This is a genomic window from Paraburkholderia susongensis, from assembly GCF_900177725.1.
Taxonomy (GTDB): domain Bacteria; phylum Pseudomonadota; class Gammaproteobacteria; order Burkholderiales; family Burkholderiaceae; genus Paraburkholderia; species Paraburkholderia susongensis.
In genome coordinates this window covers 238,168-259,377 of sequence record NZ_FXAT01000002.1, presented here as the reverse complement: position 1 = coordinate 259,377, position 21,210 = coordinate 238,168, and the positions used below count along the sequence as shown (strand labels likewise).

General features: G+C 61.3%; 19 protein-coding genes and 1 pseudogene. 10 read left to right on the top strand and 10 right to left on the bottom strand.

Going from position 1 to position 21,210, the window contains the following annotated elements:
* From ehuD to B9Z01_RS06250, 3 genes are all read left to right on the top strand, one after another.
* Window positions 1-660, top strand: coding sequence for an ectoine/hydroxyectoine ABC transporter permease subunit EhuD (gene ehuD, locus B9Z01_RS06260; RefSeq protein WP_085481389.1), 660 nt, complete (start codon window positions 1-3; stop codon window positions 658-660).
* 3 nt (window positions 661-663) lie between these two features.
* A complete protein-coding gene (gene eutA, locus B9Z01_RS06255; RefSeq protein ID WP_085481388.1) occupies window positions 664-1,437 on the top strand; it encodes an ectoine utilization protein EutA in 774 nt (257 codons plus the stop codon).
* A gap of 149 nt (window positions 1,438-1,586) precedes the next feature.
* A complete protein-coding gene (locus B9Z01_RS06250) occupies window positions 1,587-2,945 on the top strand; it encodes an MFS transporter (RefSeq protein ID WP_085481387.1) in 1,359 nt (452 codons plus the stop codon).
* Between the two features lie 233 nt (window positions 2,946-3,178).
* Here the strand turns inward: B9Z01_RS06250 and B9Z01_RS06245 are convergent, their stop codons facing one another.
* From B9Z01_RS06245 to B9Z01_RS06200, 9 genes and pseudogenes are all read right to left on the bottom strand, one after another.
* The gene (locus tag B9Z01_RS06245; RefSeq protein ID WP_085481386.1) at window positions 3,179-3,979 is read right to left on the bottom strand and encodes an acetoacetate decarboxylase family protein; all 801 of its coding nucleotides are present in this window, start codon (window positions 3,977-3,979) and stop codon (window positions 3,179-3,181) included.
* Window positions 3,980-4,642: 663 nt separating this feature from the next.
* Window positions 4,643-4,786 (bottom strand): annotated as a pseudogene (locus B9Z01_RS36865) (D-glycerate dehydrogenase); the annotation flags it as partial.
* Window positions 4,787-4,805: 19 nt separating this feature from the next.
* Window positions 4,806-5,192 (bottom strand): DUF3331 domain-containing protein, encoded by a 387-nt coding sequence (locus tag B9Z01_RS36860; RefSeq protein WP_085481384.1) that lies wholly within the window; start codon window positions 5,190-5,192, stop codon window positions 4,806-4,808.
* Between the two features lie 569 nt (window positions 5,193-5,761).
* Entirely contained in the window at window positions 5,762-6,187 is a 426-nt protein-coding gene (locus tag B9Z01_RS06230; protein ID WP_085481383.1) for an acyl-CoA thioesterase, read from the bottom strand.
* Between the two features lie 317 nt (window positions 6,188-6,504).
* On the bottom strand, window positions 6,505-7,476 hold the full coding sequence (locus B9Z01_RS06220; RefSeq protein WP_275937492.1) for a Gfo/Idh/MocA family protein: 972 nt from the start codon (window positions 7,474-7,476) through the stop codon (window positions 6,505-6,507).
* 41 nt (window positions 7,477-7,517) lie between these two features.
* The gene (locus tag B9Z01_RS06215; RefSeq protein ID WP_085482026.1) at window positions 7,518-8,369 is read right to left on the bottom strand and encodes a sugar phosphate isomerase/epimerase family protein; all 852 of its coding nucleotides are present in this window, start codon (window positions 8,367-8,369) and stop codon (window positions 7,518-7,520) included.
* Window positions 8,370-8,428: 59 nt separating this feature from the next.
* Window positions 8,429-9,598 (bottom strand): dihydrodipicolinate synthase family protein, encoded by a 1,170-nt coding sequence (locus tag B9Z01_RS06210; RefSeq protein ID WP_085481381.1) that lies wholly within the window; start codon window positions 9,596-9,598, stop codon window positions 8,429-8,431.
* Between the two features lie 7 nt (window positions 9,599-9,605).
* Complete coding sequence (locus tag B9Z01_RS06205) at window positions 9,606-10,385, bottom strand: 3-ketoacyl-ACP reductase (protein WP_085481380.1); 780 nt, start codon at window positions 10,383-10,385, stop codon at window positions 9,606-9,608.
* Entirely contained in the window at window positions 10,382-11,710 is a 1,329-nt protein-coding gene (locus B9Z01_RS06200; protein ID WP_244195937.1) for an acyl-CoA dehydrogenase family protein, read from the bottom strand. The genes B9Z01_RS06205 and B9Z01_RS06200 overlap by 4 nt, the downstream gene beginning before the upstream one ends.
* Window positions 11,711-11,715: 5 nt before the next feature.
* Here B9Z01_RS06200 and B9Z01_RS06195 point away from each other — a divergent pair, with 5 nt between their 5' ends.
* Window positions 11,716-13,272: an acyl CoA:acetate/3-ketoacid CoA transferase gene (locus B9Z01_RS06195; RefSeq protein ID WP_085481378.1), complete on the top strand. Its 1,557-nt coding sequence runs from the start codon at window positions 11,716-11,718 to the stop codon at window positions 13,270-13,272.
* Window positions 13,273-13,324: 52 nt separating this feature from the next.
* On the opposite strand, the gene B9Z01_RS06190 is transcribed toward B9Z01_RS06195, so the two are convergent.
* Window positions 13,325-14,008, bottom strand: coding sequence for a TetR family transcriptional regulator (locus tag B9Z01_RS06190; protein WP_085481377.1), 684 nt, complete (start codon window positions 14,006-14,008; stop codon window positions 13,325-13,327).
* A 191-nt stretch (window positions 14,009-14,199) separates the two neighbouring features.
* On the opposite strand from B9Z01_RS06190, the gene B9Z01_RS06185 reads away from it, so the two are divergent.
* The 6 genes from B9Z01_RS06185 to B9Z01_RS06165 all read left to right on the top strand — a co-directional run bounded on the left by B9Z01_RS06185 (window position 14,200) and on the right by B9Z01_RS06165 (window position 21,205).
* Window positions 14,200-15,708: an aldehyde dehydrogenase family protein gene (locus B9Z01_RS06185; RefSeq protein ID WP_085481376.1), complete on the top strand. Its 1,509-nt coding sequence runs from the start codon at window positions 14,200-14,202 to the stop codon at window positions 15,706-15,708.
* Between the two features lie 98 nt (window positions 15,709-15,806).
* Window positions 15,807-17,480, top strand: a complete 1,674-nt coding sequence (locus B9Z01_RS06180) for a GMC family oxidoreductase (RefSeq protein ID WP_085482024.1) — start codon at window positions 15,807-15,809, stop codon at window positions 17,478-17,480.
* A 114-nt stretch (window positions 17,481-17,594) separates the two neighbouring features.
* Window positions 17,595-17,846, top strand: coding sequence for a twin-arginine translocation signal domain-containing protein (locus tag B9Z01_RS36090; protein WP_244195936.1), 252 nt, complete (start codon window positions 17,595-17,597; stop codon window positions 17,844-17,846).
* A 48-nt stretch (window positions 17,847-17,894) separates the two neighbouring features.
* Window positions 17,895-18,674 (top strand): sugar ABC transporter substrate-binding protein, encoded by a 780-nt coding sequence (locus B9Z01_RS06175; protein WP_244195935.1) that lies wholly within the window; start codon window positions 17,895-17,897, stop codon window positions 18,672-18,674.
* Between the two features lie 77 nt (window positions 18,675-18,751).
* Window positions 18,752-19,687 (top strand): ABC transporter permease, encoded by a 936-nt coding sequence (locus B9Z01_RS06170; RefSeq protein WP_244195934.1) that lies wholly within the window; start codon window positions 18,752-18,754, stop codon window positions 19,685-19,687.
* An 18-nt stretch (window positions 19,688-19,705) separates the two neighbouring features.
* A complete protein-coding gene (locus tag B9Z01_RS06165; RefSeq protein WP_085481374.1) occupies window positions 19,706-21,205 on the top strand; it encodes a sugar ABC transporter ATP-binding protein in 1,500 nt (499 codons plus the stop codon).
* The last annotated feature ends 5 nt before the right edge of the window (window positions 21,206-21,210 follow it).

The following is a 21,210-nucleotide window of genomic DNA, read 5'->3' as shown; positions in this document are numbered from 1 at the left end:
ATGGAATGGGACTGGAGTTTCGCGCGCGAGATTATGCCGATCTTGCTGCAAGGTCTGAAGATCACCGTGCTCGCGACCTTGCTCGGCGCGGTAGTGGCGGCGGTGGTCGGCATGGCGTTTGCGATCTTGCGGCTTTCGCCGAATCGCTTGGTATCGCGTACCGCTACGGCCGTGGCGAGCTTTATTCGCGGCACACCATTGCTCGTACAGCTTTACTTTGTTTTCTACGTGCTGCCCGATATCGGCATCCGGATGCCGGCCCTCGCCGCCGGTGTACTCGCACTGGGTGTTCATTACGCGACGTATACGGCCGAAGTTTATCGGACCGGCATCGAAAACGTGCCGCGCGGGCAATGGGAAGCCGCCAAGGCGTGCAACCTGAGTCCGGCGCAGATGTGGCAGCACATCATCTTGCCCGAAGCGGTCCCGCCGATGCTGCCCGCGCTCGCGAATTATCTGATTTCGATGTTCAAGGAAACGCCCTTGTTGTCGGCGATTACCGTGCTCGAACTGATGAACGAGGCGAAGATCATCGCGAACACGGACTACCGTTACCTCGAACCGATGACGCTCGTCGGCGTGCTGTTTCTGTGTATCAGTCTTATTGCGGTGGTCGGCGTAAGGCTGCTCGAAAAACGCTTTCCCAACCTCGGGCACTAAGCGATGCTGACTTCCATCCATCAGCCAGGCCGGGTACCGCGTCTGGACGATCGCGCCTTCGCCAGACGTATCGGCCTTGTGATCCTCGCAACCGATCACACCACCGAGCCGGACTTCGCGGCACTGGTCGCGAATGAGCGTATCGGCATCTACGTGAATCGCGTGCCATACGCAAACCCTGTGACGCCGGAGAATCTTCTCGCAATGCAGCCGTCGTTGACCGCGGGCGCCGCGCTGATCTTGCCCGACGAAGCGCTCGACGTGGTGATGTATTCGTGCACGTCGGCGTCCGTCGTGATCGGAGACGCGCAGATCGAGCGGGCGATTCATGCGGCGAAACCCGAGGCACGAGTCGTCACGCCCACGGCCGCCGCGGTCACCGCACTCAAAGCGCTCGGCGCGCGCCGCATTAGCGTGCTGACACCCTATACCGTTGCAACCAGCCAGCCGATGGCCGAGTACTTCAGTGCGCAAGGTTTCATCATCGATCGTTTTACATGCATTGGCTTGACCGATGACCGGGAGATGGCGCGGATTTCATACGACGACATCGTCGCATTCGCGCGTGACGCGATGGCGGAAGAATCCGATGCGCTCTTTATCTCCTGCACGGCGGTGCGGGCCGCGGCGGTTATTACCCGAATCGAAGCCGCAATCGGCAAAGCGGCTGTGAGCAGCAATTTCGCCACTGCCTGGATGTGTCTGCGCCTTTGCGGCGACAACACAAGCAAACCCGCGCAGGGACGATTGATGACACTGCCACTGCCTGTTCGTTGAGCCAGCTATGTTCGCGCCGGGCAACCGGACGTCATGGAAAACCCCAACTATTGCATCGTCCTAGAACATCTTTCAGATATCGCCGCAGCGGTATTGTGGATTCGGGGCGGTACTGAATGTGTCGGATCGCTCGAAATTCAGGAGAAGCGATGAGCTACGTACATCCATTGAACAGCGAGGCACTGCAACCCCAATCGCCGAGCCTGTTGCGCCGCGCCATCGCCGCTTCGGCGCTGGGCAACGCCACGGAGTGGTTCGACTATGGAATTTATGCCTATGGCCTGACCTACATATCGGCTGCGCTGTTCCCCGGCAGCACGGCGCAGGCCACCTTATTCGCACTTGCCACCTTTGCTATTTCGTTTCTGGTTCGTCCGCTCGGCGGCCTGTTCTGGGGGCCGCTCGGTGACCGGCTGGGGCGCAAACACGTGCTGGCGCTGACAATCATCATGATGTCGGTGGCAACGCTGCTGGTAGGGCTCGTGCCGACTTACGCACGCATCGGGTGGTGGGCGCCGGCGCTGCTGATCGTCTTGCGGATGATTCAGGGTTTTTCGACTGGAGGCGAGTATGGCGGCGCGGCTACGTTCATGGCCGAATATGCGCCCGACAGGAAGCGCGGTTTTTGCGGCAGTTTCCTTGAATTCGCCACCCTTGCAGGTTTCTCGCTCGGTGCGTTCCTGATGCTCGGTTGTTCCGTCGTGTTGGGGAGCACCGCCATGCATGCCTGGGGCTGGCGACTGCCGTTTCTGATCGCGGCACCGCTTGGTCTCATTGGTTTCTATCTGCGTTCGAAACTGGAGGACACGCCCGTCTTCCTCGAACTGGAACAATCGATTCACAAGGAACAGCGCACCTGCGTGCCGCTGAAAGCCTTGCTGACCGAGTACTGGAAACCGCTGCTGTTGCTGGGCGGCCTGGTGGTGGCGTTGAACGTCGTCAATTACGTGTTGCTGGCTTATATGCCGACTTTCATGCAGAAACAGCTCGGCATGAGTGACAACATGTCCTTGCTCGTTCCGCTCATCGGTATGTTGGCGATGATGGTCTTTCTTCCTCTTGCCGGGACATTCTCGGATCGGGTTGGCCGCAAGAACGTCTGGTGGTTTTCGCTGGTTGGCCTCTTTGTCGCCGCCATTCCGATGTTCCTCCTGATGAAGCATGGCGTGCCCGGCGCAATCGTAGGTTTCTCCGTGCTCGGCTTGCTTTACGTCCCGCAACTCGCCAGTATCTCGGCCATGTTCCCGGCGATGTTTCCCACGCAAGTACGTTATGCCGGGATGGCGATCGCCTACAACATCTCGACGTCGATCTTCGGTGGAACAGCACCGATGGTGAACGAATGGCTCATCGCGCATACCGGCAATGCACTGATGCCCGCGTACTACATGATGGGCGCGTGTGCGATTGGCGCACTGGCGCTGATCTTCGTGACGGAGACGACGGGCTGTTCACTACGCGGGAGGGAGATTCCCGGCAAGAAGCGGGACATCCGCCCATCGCCATGATCTCGTCACCGCTGCTATGGGACGCGATGATCGAAGCCGCGCAGCTTACGCGAAATCTGCTTGCTGAGCTTGGTCTTGGCGTCACCACTGAGTTGAGTGTGCCGTTCTGAGTAGTCAAGGTGTAGAGCGGCATGAGAGCGAATCCTATGGAGACTTTCGAGAGCACTTGCATTGGCGGTGGCCCACATATCGTGCCGTGAGCCCCTACTAATTGATAAGGATAGCTAAGTTGATCAGTTGGCGTAGTTCTTCAGAATGCGCAGGTCTGTCACGGAATACGCCATACCTAACCGATAACCCTTGCCGACACGCAGCGGAGCAAGCAGGTGCATGTCTTCGCCGTCGACTTCGGGAATCTTCAGTTCCGCCGAACCGGTCCAGACATCCACGATCGCGAGATTGTCCGTGAGCGACATCGTCAGTTCGTCGACTGGCGGCTTGTCATGATGACCGGCCGCGAGTTGGGGAAAGTAACGGCGCATTGTCGTGGGTCGGTTGAATATCGTCGTCGGGTCTGCGACAGGCTCCTCGAGTTGGATACGGGCGGTCGCCAGTCGTTCTCCGTGCGCCGATACGCTGGCACCGAAGCGACTTCCTTTGGCGACTGGCGCAGCCGCTGGACTGGGGGCGGAGAAACTGCGTGTCTGGTAGACGCTCGCAAATTTTTTTGGAAACCCCTGCGCCCAGCCGCGCGCGATGGCAGCATCGTTATCGACGAAGATGTAGGGGCAGTAGTTGACCGGAGTCCCTTCGAAGATTGCCTCGACCAGAACGAAGGCTTCGCGGTATTGATACCGGGCAGGGTCTGTCAACTCGTCATTGGACGCGGTGAACTGCCAGTCCAGAAACCAGAAGAAGGCGCGCCCTGCGGAGTTCTCGTCCACCCTGAGGCCAGGCGGCAGGAGCGTTTCAATCGCTTTTGGATCAGTCCAGTATTCGATGGCGAGGCAGTCGCTGGAATAGTGCCATGGCGGCTGCGTAGCCAGTGCGGACTTTCCTTGCGGAGTAATGGGAACTGAAAACGCTTTAGGCATGTCGTTTCTCCCTCGAGGATGACTGAAACGGGGCGGCGTACGGCGTCAGGTCGCGCATCACCGTCAGAAGGTGCGCGCTGACTTGCGGGAAAGAATGGCTCGAGAGTTCCTTGCCGGCCGCCTGTGCCAGGGCCGCGGCCCGCACGCGCCAGCGCCTCCGCGCTCAGCGCACCTGGAATTCCACACCACGCGCCCACGGTGGTGTGCCCTTGCTCCCAGATGGTCCGCAGCGATGGTCGCGATTGAAGGCCCGTCTCCGTCTCGGTGTCGCTGACATTCGAGTCAGACATTATGTGTGGCCTCCACCATTTCCAGAATTGGCAAGAAATTGCAGCGACGAAAATGCCGGACGACACCCTGGTTATTCGCCTTTGGCATCGAAGGGACTATTCGCGAACCGTGGTATTGATGATAGGAAGCTTGTGAAGTGCCGGCTATTACATAAAGCTGGAATCGGCCGCATCGAACGGTGACGTAAGAATGCAATGGCATTGCAAACAGGTGCGGCGCAGGTCCCCGGTAAATGCGATCTTCTCGCGTGCGCTCACGGCCTTTAGCGTGCCGATGAAGCACGTGCTATATCGCCGTGGCGAAGAGTTGTTCAGGGTTTGTACCGCGGAAGTCTTCGCCGCCAGGAGCCGGTCGAGCCCGGCCGCGCGGATGCGCCTCACGGTTATTCCAGTCGACCTCGAAATACCGTTTGAGGCGTTCGATCACGTCCGGAAAAGTCGGGCCCGCAACAAGGATCTTTTGCATGCTTTGTCTCCCAGCCAGGGACGCATCGAGGGTCGCGCGACGAGCTGTCATCGAAACTTCCTCACAAGCTTCAGACAAGCTCACCAAGCGGTATGGTCTCCATTACGGACGCGAGAATCATCGCATCAATGTTCCGGGGAGATGGGGACGCCCGTCGCGGGCGAAAGACATCGTCACCGGCGACAATCTGGACTCCTGTCAGTGCGCAAAACCCGCGCTTGCGTGCGCGGCAGCGCCGCCATATCTGATCCCAATAGCAACAGGCTGTCGGGTCGCACCAGGAGACGACAACACTTGAGGGTCCGTGCCGCTCGACTACGGTGACTTTGGTACGTCGATGCGATACCGGGTTGCATCTCGGGCCGGTGGTCTGATGAACGTAAAGAGGATGAAGGCTTCCCGCAAGCAGGGCGGTGATGTACGACCAGGTCCGGTCGGAAGGTATCGCTTCGGGCATGGCATCCCTCCTGGTGTCATAACCATCATCGTCAAGGCATGAGTGCCCGGACGACACCGTGATTGCAAGTTTTGACGTTGGAAGGCCGATTCGCAGACCTTGGTGTTGATGATAGGAAGCTTGTGGAGCGCTGCCTATTACATAAAACTGGAGTCAGTCGCCTCTTTCCGGCGCAGCCCGGTTCCCAGGTGACGGATGGTAGTACCCGACAAACCCGAGATTTCAAGGTTTCTTGCGGTGGTGGCTTAGGGTCGCTAACACATTTGCGCCACCCGACGACAGGATCCGTTCTAGATGGGCAATTGCATCCTCTGCTGTTCGGAGCGTATAAGGACTCTCCGGATCTCCGGGCCTTTTTTCGATTGTTGTTCTCATCCACTTCTCTCATGTAGGAACCGATTGAATCCGGTCCGTACGCCAGGCTTCAGTTTGAGCCCGTCTCTTGCAAGCAACACATACGCGTGCATCTGCACATCGGCAACTGATTTATTTCCGTGCCGGCGGCAACAGACTTCGTCCGCTGAAGGTGTCGAAGTCAACTGCAAATGCGGACAAGAAAGCGGCGAAGTTTATTCACGAGTCGAGAACCGCAGCATCTGTTCTCTAAGGGCCGGCGGCACCGCGACCGAACACTGATTCTTCAGCGAAAACAGTACGACGGTCTGTTCAACCTTTGCGCGCAACTCTGAGCCCACGCACGCCGTGACGTCCAGCTTGATCGAACTTCTTCCGATCTCCCTTGCCCGCAAGGCAAACCGCAGGGTCTCGCCATGTCTGCTTGGCGCGACGAACTCGGCCTGGATGTTGACTGTTGGAATGCCAAGCCCTTCGGTTCCGATGAACCGCGCGTAGTCCACGCCTAGCCCGTCATTGAACCAGTCTTCGAGCACTTCGTGGAACAGGACGAAATACTGAGGGTAAAACACGATCCCCGCAGGATCGCAGTGCTGGAACCGCACCAACTTGTCGCAATGAAATTCTCTGTTCGTTGTCATGTCATGAACTTTTGTGGCGAATGTCGCGCGATGGGCGGAAGCCGCGCTAATATCACGTAGGCAAGAAGTCGGATCGTGCCTTCGCAGTTCGAATCGCCTCGTCAAAAGACGTGGCGGTCGCTACATGCCGGTGGTTGACGCTGATGAGCCATCCATTGGCGGACAAACACCAGCGAATCTTCCCGCCCTCCAGTAGTGCGGAGAACCATCGCCATATAGAGGCGTCCTCGGCATTGGCGCATGCGGCAGCCAGTGCGCGAACCTCGCGAAGTTTCTGAACATCGGTCATACGTGTCTCGCCTTTCGTCGTGGGCACGCTAGCACCTCGCCTGTTCGAGGATCTGGTCGATGATGAGTTGATTGCCGAGTGAGTTTTCGAGCGAAAATGCGATTGACCTGTTATGCCCGAGCAACACCGAGGCGAAATTCTCCACCATCAACTGATACTGGTCGATGTTGCCGAAATCGATTGTCTCGACTTTCCCGTCAAGATCGGAGCGAATCCTGATTCTGGCCTCGGCGTACACACCCGGATTGAACGGCGCATCCAGCGAAAGCCAGGCCTTGGAACCGTGGAAAGTCATATGCTGACGTCGCGCGAGCTGGGTTCCGCAGTAGAAGTTCAGACGAAATCCCGGAAATGTCAGATCGCAAACCGCGAGCCTGTCGGTCCCATAGCGCGGGTCGATCGCGATGTCTGCTCGGACCGAGAGTGGTTCCGCACCGGTCGCGATGCGCGTCGTCACGACCGGGTAGACGCCGATGTCCCGCACGCCGCCGCCTCCGAGTGCGAGATCGTTTTTGAGCGCCTTGGGATCGTCGTTGAAGTAGGTGAAGGAGCCTTCCACGAGTTCGAGATCGCCGAGCGATCCATCGGCGATACGTTCGCGCACGAACGCCCATTGAGGATGATGCGCGACCATGAACGCCTCACCGCACAGGAGCCCGGTCGCATCCCGAATCGCGATCAGTTCGCGGACCTGCGAGGCGGTCATTGCGATCGGCTTTTCGCACAGTACGTGCTTACCCGCGAGAAGCGCCTTCCGGCACCATTCGAAGTGACTGGCCGTCGGCAACGGGATGTACACGGCATCGACCGATTCGTTCGCGATGACTTCATCGTAATTCGCGCACGAGCCCGCTATGCCGTGTCTCGCTGCGAACGCTGCTGCGCGCTCGCCATCGCGGGCAGCCACGCAGACGACACGGCCATTGCCAGATCTCTGGATTGCCGGCACCACGAAATTGTCGGCGATTCTGGCGGCGCCGAGTACGCCCCATCGGATCATGTCGCGCATGGTCGTTCCTCTCGTGCCGTTCGCTGTGTTGATCAACATACGCTCTGGAGCCGTTCGGCACAGATGCGAAGCACTTCATCCGGATCGCGGCGCCACCAGTTCTCTTTCGAAAATATCTCGACCTCGACCAGCCCGTCGTAACCGGCACGTTCGACGCTTTCACGCATTGCGGCAAGGTCAACGACCCCGTCGCCCATCATGCCCCGGTCGAGCAGCAGATCACGGGTTTCGCGCAGCCAGTCGCATACGTGGTACGCAAGAATGCGACCGGCGTTGCCAGCCGACGCAATCGACGCCTGCAGGGCAGGGTCCCACCAGCAGTGATAGACGTCGACGGCGACACCGAGAAAGCCAGTGCGCCCGGGATCGAGCGCATCGCAGATGTCCAGTGCCTGCGCCAGTGTATTGAGCACAGCGCGGTCGGCAGCGTACATCGGATGAAGCGGCTCGAGCGCGAGCGGCACGCCGCAATCGCGAGCCGTTTCGAGCAGCTCCGCAATACCATCGCGGACCTGCGCGCGCGCGCCGCTCAGATCGCGGCTGCCTTCAGGCAAGCCGCCGGCCACCATCACGAAGCAGCGCGCGCCGAGCGTCGCGGCGTCGCGCAATGCGGCCTTGTTCGCGTCGATGTTCGCAACGAATTGAGCATGCGTCGCCGCCGGCAGGTACGTGGAACGGCAGTAGCCGGTGACCGTCAGATCGAGCGCCTTGATCTGCTTCGCAATTTCGGCAACGTTCGCCTTCTCCACCTCGTGACGCCACGGTGCGACGCCGCCAAACCCCGCTCTGGCGATACGGTCGATTGTGCAGCTGAGCGGTTCGCGATGACCGAACGTCGCGGTGTTGATGGCGCACAGGTCGAGTTTTCCCTTGAGGTTTCTCATGATTTTCCAGATCGATATCGACGACGAGTAGTCCGCGAATCCCACTTTCGAGCTCGTCGTCAGTCTCCGCAGCCGAGTGATGCCATGACCTTGCGTACACGCACGATTGCGTCGGCCGGATCGCGCAGCAGGCCCGCCTGGTCGGCCAGGCGGAATACATCCGCGAGATAGGCGGGCGGGCGCATGCCATGATGGCCACCCAGCATGAAGAAGTGGTCCTGAAATCCGTTCAGATAAGCCAGGAACACGACACCGGTCTTGTAGTATTGCGTCGGCGCACGGAAGATGTGGCGCGACAGCGGCACCGTCGGCGCAAGCAGCGCATGGAACGTTTCGAGGTCGTCGGCGGCGAGCGCGTCAAGCGCTTGCGATGCGGCTGGAGCGATCGCATCGAAGATGCCGAGTAGCGCGTGCGAGTATCCGGCATCGTCACCTGCAATCAGATCGGGATAGTTGAAATCATCGCCGGTGTACATCTTGACGGTGGGCGGCAGTTGCCGGCGGAAGGCGATTTCCTTGGCGTCATCGAGCAACGATATCTTGATGCCGTCGACGTGATCGACGCTGTCGCCGATCACGTCGAGACAGACCTGTGCCGCGCTCTCGTAGTCCGACGCACCCCAGTATCCGGCAAGCTCCGGATCGAACATCTCGCCGAGCCAGTGCAGGATCACCGGCTGATCGCACATCGCCAGCACTTCGCGGTAGACGTGACGATAGTCGTCTGGCGAGCGCGCCACGCGGGCCAGTGCGCGGCTTGCCATCAGGATCACGCGACCGCCCACGCGTTGCACGGCTTCGAGTTGCTCCGCGTAGGCGCGGATCACCTGATCGCAGTTCGTGATCGAATTGAGTGCAACGTGATCCGTGCCGCATCCCGATGCGATCAACGCGCCGGGGATATCACGCGTGCCTTCGACCGTGCGCGTGATTAATTCGAGTGCGCTGTTCCAGGGCAGACCCATGCCGCGTTGCGCGGTATCCATCGCCTCAGCGATGCCAAGGCCTTGCTTGATGAGATAGCGGCGGTATTTGAGTGTGCGTTCCCAGTCGATTGCGGGCGCCGCGTTCAGTTCACCTGCACGCAGGGGATCGGCCACCACATGGGCGGCCGAATAGGCGATGCGGTTGAACGCTCGAGTGGGTACGCGAACGTCGAGCGGCTTGCCTTGCAGGCGGTAGCTTTCCATCGTGCCGAGGGTTGTCGGCAGGTTGATTGTCAGGTTCATATGCGTATCAGTATTTGGTCACGAGGAGGCCGCCGTCGACACGGATGGCCTGTCCAACGCTGTAGGGCAGGCCGCCTGTCGCGAGCGTGCGCACGGTGGTCGCCACCTCTTGCGGGGTACCCCAGCGCGTGATGGCCGTGAGGCCTTGCTCCATCTGGGCGTCGTAGCGGGCGCGAGAGGGTGCGGTCATCTCCGTTTCGATCAGTCCTGGCTGCACCTCGTAGACGCTGACGCCGTGCTCGGCGAGCCGCAGTGAAAACAGCGTGGTCGCCATCGACAGCCCCGCCTTTGACACGCAGTACTCGCTGCGTAAAGGCGAAGCGGCGACCGCATTTGACGAAGTAATCGTGATGACGCTCGGATGGGACGCAACGCTGGCGCGCGTGCGGGCGAGGAAGTGCCTGGCGAAGGCTTGCATGAAAAAGAAGGTGCCGCGCGTATTGACGGCAATGCAACGATCGAAACTTTCAGGCGTCACATCGAGAAGGTCGCCTCGCGACATCACCGATACGCCCGCATTGTTCACGAGGCAATCGATCGGCCCGCCGAGCCGCGCTTCGATATCGAGCAGCGTGGCTTGATGCGAGTCGATGTTGGCGAGATCGGACACGACCGCGATCGCGCGGGCACCCGTCTGTTCGACTTCGGCAACAGCCCGATCGAGCTCGTCGGATGCCGCCGCATCGGTGAGCGCCACATCGAATCCGGCGCGACCGAGCTCGACTGCAATCGCCCGACCGATGCCGCGCCGGCTGCCCGTGACAAGTGCAACGGGGCGGGCGCTCATAACGACGCTCCGTTGGCGATCAGGTCACGCGCGATGATCGTGCGCTGGATCTGGTTCGTGCCTTCATAGATCTGCGTGATCTTCGCATCGCGATAGAGCCGTTCGACTTCGTAGCCGCGAATGTAGCCGCTGCCGCCGAAGATCTGCACCGCGTTGGCGCTGTGCTTGACCGCCGTGTCGCCGGCGAAGCACTTGGCCATCGAGCAGGCGATGCTTGCGCGGTCGCCGGCTTCGAGGCGTTCGGCCGCATCGTGCACGAGCAGCCGCGCGGCTTGAATATCCTTCGCCATGTCGGCGAGCATCCACTGGATCCCTTGAAACTCGGCGATGTGGGTGCCGAACTGCTTGCGGGTCTGCGCATACTCCAGCGCGGCCTCCAGCCCCGCCTGCGCGATCCCGACGGCCAGTGCGGCAATGCCGACCCGGCCCTTGTCGAGTGCGCTCATCATCATGTGAAAACCCCGGCCTGTCTGTCCGAGCAAGGCGTCGTGCGGCAGCTTCACGCGGTCGAAATGCAGCTCGCCGACTTGTGAGGCGCGCTGTCCCATCTTGTGTTCCTTCGGCCCCTTCGATACGCCCGCCAGATGACAGTCGACGATAAAGATGCTCATGCCGCGCTTGCCCGCCGCCGGGTCGGTGCGCGCCAGCACGAAGGCGAGATCGGCGACCGGTGCGTTGTGAATCCAGAGCTTGGCGCCGCTCAGTTCCCATCCGTCGGCGGTGAGTGTCGCCGTGGTGCGAATGCCGGAGACGTCCGTGCCCGCGTCCGATTCTGTGATGCAGTAAGCCGGCCGGAGTTCGGCGCGCAACAACGGCTCCATGTATTTCGCGCGCTGGGAGTCGCTGCCATGCACGCTCAGCAGCGTGCCGACCAGTTCGAGCAGGCCACATTGGTCGGCGACCGACGCGTACCCGCGCGACAACTCCTCCATCACGAGCGCATAGGCGGTGACGTCGAGCCCGGCGCCGCCGAACGCCTCCGGCACCGTAATGCCGAACAGACCAAGCTCGCCCATCTGCCTGTAAATCTCCGCCGGAAAGCGTTCTTCACGATCCAGTTCCTCGGCCAGAGGGCGGATCACTTCCTGCGCAAAACGCCGTGTGGTAGCGCGGATCTGCTCGTGCGTTTCTGAGAGCTTCATGCTGTCTCCATGGATATTGGTTGACCTGATGTTTGCGGTGTTGCGCGCTGTGAAGGTAAACCCGAGCGCCGCGAAATTCCGCTTGAATTCAGAGGTTTCGTGTGCCAACATTCGCAACAAGTAACCATCTGGATGGTTATTTAAGACCAACGAAAGGCCGCTGTCAACGTGTTTTGCGGCCAATCTGAATGGAGGGTGTGGTGAGTAAGTGGACGGAGGCTGCGGACGCGGTCGGGCAGATTTTTGACGGCGCCACTATCGCGCTGGCCAGTAACGGTGGCGGTGTGCTCGAGCCGGACGCCGTGCTCGCGAAGCTCGAGCAGCGTTTTTTCGAGACGGGGCATCCGCGCGATCTGACGGTGGTGCACGCGCTCGGCATCGGCGACGGCAAGGGCAGCGGACTTGGGCGCTTCGCCCATCCCGGCATGGTCAGGCGCGTGATCGGCGGGCACTGGAGCTGGGCGCCGGCGATGCAGCAGATGGCGAAGGACGGCGCTTTCGAAGCTTACAGTTTTCCGGCTGGCGTGATTTCCACGCTGTTGCGGGAAATCGGCGCGGGGCGCCCGGGGCTCGTCACGCACGTAGGCTTGCGCACTTTCGTCGATCCGCGTCTCGATGGCGGAAAAATCAACGAGCGTGCGACCGAGGACCTGGTCGAACTGATCGAACTGGACGGGAAAGAATACCTTCGCTACAAGCCGTTCAAGGTGGATTTCGCGATCGTGCGAGGCTCGTCGGCCGATGAGGGCGGCAACGTGACGCTGCGCCGCGAGCCAGCCGATCTCGATGTCTACGCCGCCGCGCTCGCGGCCCATAACTGTGGTGGCCGCGTGATCGTGCAGGTGAAGGAGCGCGCGCCTGCCGGCTACGTACCGGCGAGGCTCGTGCGCATTCCAGGCATCCTCGTCGATACGCTCGTCGAAACGCCGGAGCAGGTGCAATGCGTGGTGTCGGATTACGATCCGGCGCTAAGCGGCGAGGCGCAATGTGCCATTGGCGAAGGCTTCTACGAAGCGCCGACGGGCATCCGCCGCATCATCGCCGCGCGCGCGGCGGCCGAGTTGCACGCCGGACAGTCGGCAAATTTCGGCTTTGGGATTCCGGGCGGCATCCCCGCTTTGTTGGCGGAACAGGGGCGGCTTGGCACTTTCTGGGGATCGGTGGAGCAGGGCATTCACAACGGCGCGATGCTCGATGGTCCCATGTTCGGCACGGCACGCAACGCGGACGCCATCCTGTCGAGTGTCGATCAGTTCGATTTCTACAGCGGCGGTGGCGTCGACGTCACCTTCCTTGGCATGGGCGAGATGGATGGCGAGGGCAACATCAACGTCTCGAAGCTCGGCTCGACGGTGGTGGGGCCGGGTGGCTTCATCGATATCACGCAGGGGGCTCGCAAGATCGTGTTTTGCGGCAGTTTCGAGGCAAAGGGTCTAGCGGTTGAACAAGTTGGAGCGCGTTTGAACATCGTCTCGCCAGGCAGTGTGTCGAAGCTCGTCGAGCGCGTGCAGCACATCACGTTCAGCGGCGAGCAGGCACGCCGAAGCAGGCAGGAAGTGCTGTACGTGACCGAGCGCGCGGTGTTTCGTCTCGAAGCGGACGGCGTGCGTCTGATCGAGGTCGCGGAAGGCGTTGATGTCGAGCGCGATGTGTTGGCGCGAATGGCATTTCGCCCGCTCGTCGACGAGGCAGTGCTGGTCCGGACGAAAATCGATGCCTCGCAGAGCCGCGAGAAGGTTGCATGAGGTAACGCTGCGGCGCGGGGAACGGTGCTATGCGCTCCCTGCGTCAGAACGCTCAGGGACGTACGAGTCGGAGGATGGTCTCGATGTTGAAGTCGAGCCGGCTTTTCAGGGCTGCCTTATCCATGAAGTCGATCTCGAAGATGACTCCGCTCGTGAACCGATTGGTCAGGTAGTAGTAGCCGATCGCGGCCATGGTGATATGCAGCTGCCGCGCATCGACACCGCTTCGGAACGCCCCGGCTTCGACGCCACGATCGAGGATGCGCTGCAGCATCGAGATGAAATCGTGGTGCAGTTCCTTGAACCGCTCAGATTTCTTGACATGACGTGCCTTATGAAGATTTTCACTGTTGACGAGCGTCATGAACTCGGGGTTGCGAAGGTAGTAGTTCCACGTATGGGTGGTGAGGGCAACGAGTGCCTCCTCCGGCGAAAGATGGTCGAGATGCAGGTTGAGTTCCGCCGAGCGGATATCAGCGTAGGCATCTTCGAGTACAGCGACGAAGAGCTCCTCCTTGCTGCCGAAGTAGTGATAGATCATCCGCTTGTTGGCTTTGGAGCGCGTCGCAATCGCTTCAACGCGGGCTCCGGCCAGACCGAACTTCGCGAATTCTTTTTTCGCGGCTTCGAGGATGCGAGCCCGCGTCACCTCCGGGTCTCGCTGCTTGGGTTGGCGCGTCACGACCGCTTGTTCGGGTTTCGCTGCGCGACGCTGGGCGGTGGTGGTTAGGGTCATGGGTTTGTCGAAAGAAGAGGGTTTGGGGCACAGGTCGGCCAGCGCCCATGTCGGTGACTATAAACCAGATTGCATGTTGTCAGGAAGTAACCGGATGGTGCAATACGGGCGCCGGAACACGCGATGGTGATGCTGTCTTGCCGTACGACGATTTTGCGCATCACCGTGAAAAGCTTATTTGGGAGGGCGGTATGGAGAACTTGAGTGAATTGGCGGCTTCGCTGCGCCTGCCGGGCGAGCCGGTGCGCACGTCGATGTTCATTGATGGCAAGGACTATCCAGGCGGGGCTGGTGAATGGCTCACGCGCAAGAGCCCCGGCCACGGCGTGCCGGTGACCGCTACGACGCGGGCGACGCGTGGCGATCTCGACGTCGCGGTCGCCGCCGCGCGGCGCGCATTCGACGATGGCCGCTGGTCGCGGCTGCCCGGCGAGCAACGCGCGACGGTTCTGCTCAAAGCGGCGCAACTGATCCGCGACAATGTGGAGACGCTGGCCTATCTCGAGACGCTCGAAAGCGGCAAGCCGATCGGCCAGTCGCGCGGCGAAGTCACCGCGGCGGCCGGTATCTGGGAATATGCGGCGGGCCTTGCTCGCGTGGTGCACGGCGACTCGCATGACACGCTCGGCGCCGACATGTTCGGACTGGTCGTACGGCAGCCGGTCGGTGTGGTCGGCATCGTCACACCATGGAATTTTCCGTTCTTCATTCTCTCCGAGCGTTTGCCGTTCGCGTTGGCCGCGGGATGCACGGTGGTCGTCAAGCCGGCGGAACTGACTTCGACCACGACGCTCAAGCTTGCCGCGCTGCTCACCGAAGCCGGCCTGCCCGATGGCGTGGTCAACGTGGTGACCGGGCTCGGCTCGGTGGTCGGTCAGGCGCTCGCGGAGCACATGGACGTCGACATGATCTCGTTCACCGGTTCGACGCCGGTGGGCCGCGCGGTGCTAAACGCCGCCGGCGGCAACATGAAAAAGGTCGGGCTCGAACTGGGCGGCAAGAATCCGCAGATCGTCTTCGCCGACGCTGATCTCGACGACGCAGCCGATGCCATTGCGTTCGGTATCGCCTTCAACGCGGGTCAGTGTTGCGTGTCGGGCAGCCGGCTCGTCGTGCATCGGTCGGTCGAGCAGGAACTCGTGGAGCGCGTGCAGGCTGTGCTTGCAAAAGTGTGCGTCGGCGATCCGCTCGATGCGTCCAATCACGTCGGCGCCATTGTTGAAGCGCGTCAGTTCGACAAGATTCGCGGCTTTATCGACGCGGGCATGCGCGACGGCGCGCAGCTCGTCTGCGGCGGCACCGCCAGCAGCGAAGGCGAGCGCTTCTTCATCCAGCCGACGGTATTTCGCAACGTGCAGCCCGCAAGCACGCTCGCGCAGGAAGAAATCTTCGGGCCGGTGCTGTCGGTCACCTCGTTCGAGAGCTTCGAGCAGGCAATCCAGTTGGCGAACGGCGTGCCGTACGGTCTTGCGGCGAGCATCTGGACCCGTGATCTGGAGGGCGCTATCAGAAGCTTTCGCGACGTGCAAGCTGGGCGCATCTGGGTCAACTGCACGATCACCGGCGGTCCTGAACTGCCGATCGGCGGTGTCAAGCAATCCGGTATCGGGCGCGAGACGGGACGCTATGGCGTCGAGGAATATACGGAACTCAAGTCGGTGCATGTCCAGCTCGGCAATCGGCCGCGCTGGATGTCGTAAGGCGATTTTTTCTCAACGAAAGCGGTCGCCAGGCACCGCCTGGAAAGTGGGAGCCACGCGAGATGACGTGGCTGCAGAACACAGAATCGGAGACAGCAATGTATGACTATGTGATCGTGGGTGGTGGCGCGGCGGGCTGTGCGCTGGCAGCGCGTCTGAGCGAAGACGCCAGCAGCCGCGTGCTGTTGCTCGAAGCCGGTCCCGCCGATACCGACCCCTACATCCATATGCCGGTCGGCTTCTTCAAGATGACGGGCGGCCCGCTGACATGGGGCTATCGCACGGTGGCGGCGGCGGAAACGCAACGGCGACAGATTCCGTTCGCGCAGGGTCGCGTGCTCGGCGGCGGCGGCTCCATCAATGCGATGGTGTACACGCGCGGCCAGCCAGCCGACTACGACGGCTGGGAACGCGACGGATGCACCGGCTGGGGCTTTCGCGACGGGGTGCTCCCATACTTGCGCCGCATGGAGGACAACGAGCGCCTGTGCAACGAATATCACGGCATCGGCGGACCGCTGGGTGTATCCGATCTCATCAGCGTCAATGAGCTCACCAAGGCCTTCGTGCTGGCCGGCCAGGAAGCGGGTTTGCCCTACAACAGCGATTTCAATGGTGCGCAGCAGGAGGGCGTCGGGGTCTATCAGGTCACCCAGCGCGGCGGCCGGCGTTGTAGCGCAGCGGTCGGCTATCTTCAGCAGGCCCGCTCGCGTAGCAATCTGACGGTGAAGACGAATTGCCTGGTGTCGAGCATCGTGATCGAGAAGGGGCGCGCAGTGGGTGTCGAATTCGCCGATCAGCACGCGCGCTCGAATGTCGTCGTGGCACGCGCCGAGCGCGAGGTGATCGTGACGGCGGGCGCGATCGGCTCTCCAAAGCTGCTGATGCTCTCAGGCATTGGTCGTGCAGCCGATCTCGAACGTGTGGGCGTCAAGCCTGTGCATGCGCTCGATGGTGTGGGTGCGAACCTGCAGGATCATTTCGATATCGACATCGTGTACGAGCTCAACGGCCCCTACAGCCTCGACAAGTATGCAAAGAAGCACATGATGCTGCTCGCCGGTCTTGAATACAAAATGTTCAACAAAGGACCCGTCACATCGAACATCGCCGAAGGTGGAGCGTTCTGGTACTCGAGCAGCGATGTGCCGACCCCCGATCTCCAGTTTCACTTCCTGCCGGGCGCCGGAGTGGAAGCCGGTGTGCCGCCGGTGCCTTCGGGCTCGGGTTGCACGCTGAACTCGTACTTCCTGCGCCCGAACAGCCGCGGCAGCGTGACGCTCAACAGTGCTGATCCCACCGATGCGCCGGTCATCGATCCCGCCTACATTCGCGATCCGTATGACCTGAAGGTGGCGGTGGAGGGTATTCGCCAGAGCCGCGAAATCATGAGCCAGCACGCACTTTCCAGGTACATCAGGCGCGAGCACTTCCCGGGAGATGCCGTGCGCACGCAGGCGCAATACGAGGAATATGCGAAGCAATATGGGCGCACGGGCTACCACCCGGTCGGCACTTGCAAAATGGGCGTGGACGAGATGTCGGTGGTCGATCCGCAGTTGCGCGTGCGCGGTATCGAGGGCCTGCGCGTTGCGGATTCGTCCGTGATGCCACGTATCGTCAGCTCCAACACCAATGCCCCGACGCTGATGATCGCGGAGAAAGCCTCGGACCTGATTCGCGGGCGCGTGGCGGATCAGGCGCCGGTCGCGGGTCAGTTGGCCGCTCACGCGGGTCGCCGGATGCGCGACAGCGCGGCGACGGTGGATTAATTAGATGGCGCCAGTGAGCACCTGAGAGAGGCCCCGGGTAACCAGGTTATCTGCGGAGTGAGTAACTATCTGTATATTTATTTCGTGAATAGTCAGTCATTCATAGGAGACACCATGTCCAGTCAAGACCACCGCTCGGCCGTTTCTCGCCGGGACTTCATGAAGCTCGGCGCAGGCGCCGCGTTTGCCATGGCCGGTAGCGGCATTTCGCGCCTGTCGCTCGGCGCGGGGCAAACTACCCTGGCCTGTTCTTTCCGGTCACTCACCAACCCGTACTACGCGGCTTTCAACAAGGGCGCGCAGAGCTTTGCAGCGAGTGTGGGGCTGCCGTATGTGCCGCTCACGACCGAAGGAAGTTCCGAATAGGGCATCGCCGACATTCGCGCGCTGCTGCAAAGAACGGGAGGCAATCTCGTGCTCAACGTCGACCCGAACGATTCGGCCGACGCGCGTGTGATCGTCGAAGCGTGCTCGAAGGCGGGCGCGTTCGTGACAACGATCTGGAACAAGCCTAAAGATCTGCATCCGTGGGACTTCAATCCGAACTATGTTGCTCACCTTTCGTACGACGGCGTCGCATATGGGGAAGAAACCGCTACGCAGTTGTTCAGGCAGATGGGCGGCAAGGGCGGCGTCGTTGCGCTCGGCGGCATTTTCAGTAACGTGCCGGCGATCGAGCGCAAGGCAGGTCTCGACGCGGCGCTGAAGAAGTTTCCCGGCATCCAGCTACTCGACTTCCAGGTCGCCGACTGGAGTTCACAAAAGGCCTTTCCGATCATGCAGGCCTGGATGACGCGTTTCAACGCGAGGATCAAGGGCGTGTGGGCCGCGAATGACGATATGGCGCTCGGCGCGATCGAGGCACTGCGCGCCGAAGGCCTCGCTGGCCAGATGCCCGTCACCGGCATGGACGGCACGCCACCCGGTCTGAGTGCGATCAAGGCCGGTGAACTGATCGCGTCGGTCGACTGGGATCCGTACTGGCTGGGTGGAATCGGTCTGTCGATGGGTTTGCAGGCGAAGGAAAAGAAGATCGATGTGGCCGCGTTGCCCAAGGATCATCGGGAGTCCTATTGCAAGGCAACGTTCGTGACCAAGGCGAACGTCCAGGACGTCATGAAGCATGCGCTTGCGCCAGGTGCCGATTGGAACAATCTCTTTGCCCGCGTTGCGGGTCCGGTGGTGTATCGATGAACAAGCTGACCGCAGCGCCCACCCGGCAGGCCATACCCACAACAACCGGGACTCCGATCGTATCGAAGCAGGCACTCGTGCGACGATTTGCACCGCTCCTGGTGCTGGTGGCGCTCGGTCTTTGCATCGGTGCGCTGAATCACGATTTCTTTGATCCGATGAATCTGTCGCGGATCGCGGTGGGTGCCGCGATTCCGCTCACCATCGCTCTAGGCGCGGCGTTCGTCATTCAACTGGGTAGCATCGACCTGTCGGCCGAAGGCATTGTCGCGGTCGCGGCGATTGCGGTGTCGATGCTGGTCGAGAACTCGTACAACGACAACCACTTTGGTCTTTGGGTGCTGGCAGTGGCCATCGCCGCGGGCGCGGTACTGGGTCTCGTCAATGGCGTGCTGCACGTGTTCCTGCGCATTCCCTCGTTCATCACGACGTTGGCGATTGGTTTTGTCGCAACGGGAATCGGGACTGCGTGGTTATCCGGGAACACGATCCGCGTGAGCGACCCGTCGTTGCGTGCCATCGCGATCACGCGCTATCTGGGCCTGCCTCTGTCGGTCTGGATCGCGGTGCTGGTTCTTGGAGTCGCATGGTTCATCTACAAGCACACGCTGCTCGGCCGTCATACCTTGGCGATCGGCGGCGGTGAGGATCTGGCGCGGCTGAGTGGGGTGCGAATCTCACGCGTGCGCATGGCGGTCTTCTCGCTGGCCGGCGCTTTCTATGGCGTGGCGGGCATCCTGGCCGTCGCGCAATACGGGCAGGGGCATGCGCGTATCGCCGACGGTCAGCTATTCGTTGCGATTACCGCGATCGTGGTGGGCGGCACGTCGCTCGCAGGCGGCAATGGCAGCCCGATGAACACATTGATCGGCACGCTGATCGTGGTCGTGCTCGGCAATGGCATGGTGCTGCTCGGCGTCCCGCCCTACGTGCAGCAGGGTATCCAGGGCGTATTGATCATCGCCGCCGTGACCCTTGCGCTCAATCGCTCGCGCCGGCGCATCGTCAAGTGATCCATGAGGAGAAGAGACATGCTGTCACTCAAGAACATCACCAAGCGATTTCCCGGTGTGCTTGCCCTGAACGACGTATCCATCGAAATCCGGCCGAACGAGATCGTCGGTCTGATCGGTGAGAACGGCGCGGGCAAGTCCACACTGATGAAGCTGCTGACCGGCGCGTACCGCCAGGACACCGGCCAGATCGAGCTCGGCGGCAAGCCGCTCGTGATCCGCAATCCGCGCGACGCGACCGCCAAGGGCATCGCGATGGTCTATCAGGAGCAATCGATCCTGCCGAATCTGACGGTCGCCGAGAACCTGTTCCTGGGGCGCGAAGAAGCGTTCGTCACATTCGGCCGGGTGAACTGGACTAAGCTCAAGCGGGCGGCAAAGAAGGAACTCGCCACGGTGCATCTGGATGTCGATCCGCTCGCGCTGTGCGAAGACCTGTCGTTTGGTCAACGGCAGATGGTGGAACTCGCGAGGGCCTTGTCGCTCGCGAGCCGGACCGGCGGCACGCCAATCATCCTGCTCGACGAGCCGACCTCGGTGCTCGAGGCCGAGGAGATCGAGATCCTGTTTGGGCTCGTGCGCGAACTCAAGTCGCGAGCATCGTTCGTATTCGTCTCGCACCGGCTCGATGAACTGTTGACGCTCAGCGATCGGGTGTATGTGATGAAGGACGGGAAGGTCGTGTCCGAAATGTCCTCGGGCAATGCGTCGGTGACGAAGCTTCACGAGTTGATGGTCGGCCGGTCCCTGCACAGCGAGTATTACCGCGAGAACCTGCAAAAACCCTGCCGCCCGGACGTGGCGTTGTCGGTGCGCAATGCTTCACTGGGTCATGTGCTCAACGACGTGTCCTTTGACATTCACTGCGGCGAGGTATTTGGCGTGGCGGGGGTGGTCGGGTCTGGCCGCGAGGAACTGTGCCGGGTCATCGCGGGACTGGAAAAACTCGATGCGGGCGAGGTGATGGTGGGCGCTACGCGTCTTAAGCCGCAGGCGAATCACGCGGTCGCTCTAGGCATCGGATACGTTCCACGTGAGCGAAAGGTGGAGGGGCTCGTCACCCAGATGAGCGTCGCGCAAAACCTCACGTTACCTCGTCTGGGGGCGGTCAGCCGTGCCGGTGTGGTCCACAAGGCAAGCGAACGCGCGCTTGCCAACGAGTGGATCGGTCGTCTGCACATCAAGACGCCGGGTCCCGACGCATCCTGCCGCAATCTCTCGGGCGGCAATCAGCAGAAGGTGGTGCTCGCGAAGTGGCGGTTCGCAGGCAGCCGAATCCTCGTGCTCGATCATCCGACGCGCGGTCTCGATGTCGGTGCGAAGGAGGAGGTCTATCAGCTCATCCGCGAACTGACAGCAGAGGGTGTGGCTGTCGTGCTGACCGGCGACACGCTCGAAGAGATCCTGGGGCTCAGCCACCGCGTGATGGTGATGCGCGACGGCCGCGCCGAGAAGATCCTGCCGTGCGAGGTTGGACATAAGCCCTCGCAAGTCGAAATCGTCGAACACATGGTTTGAGGTCA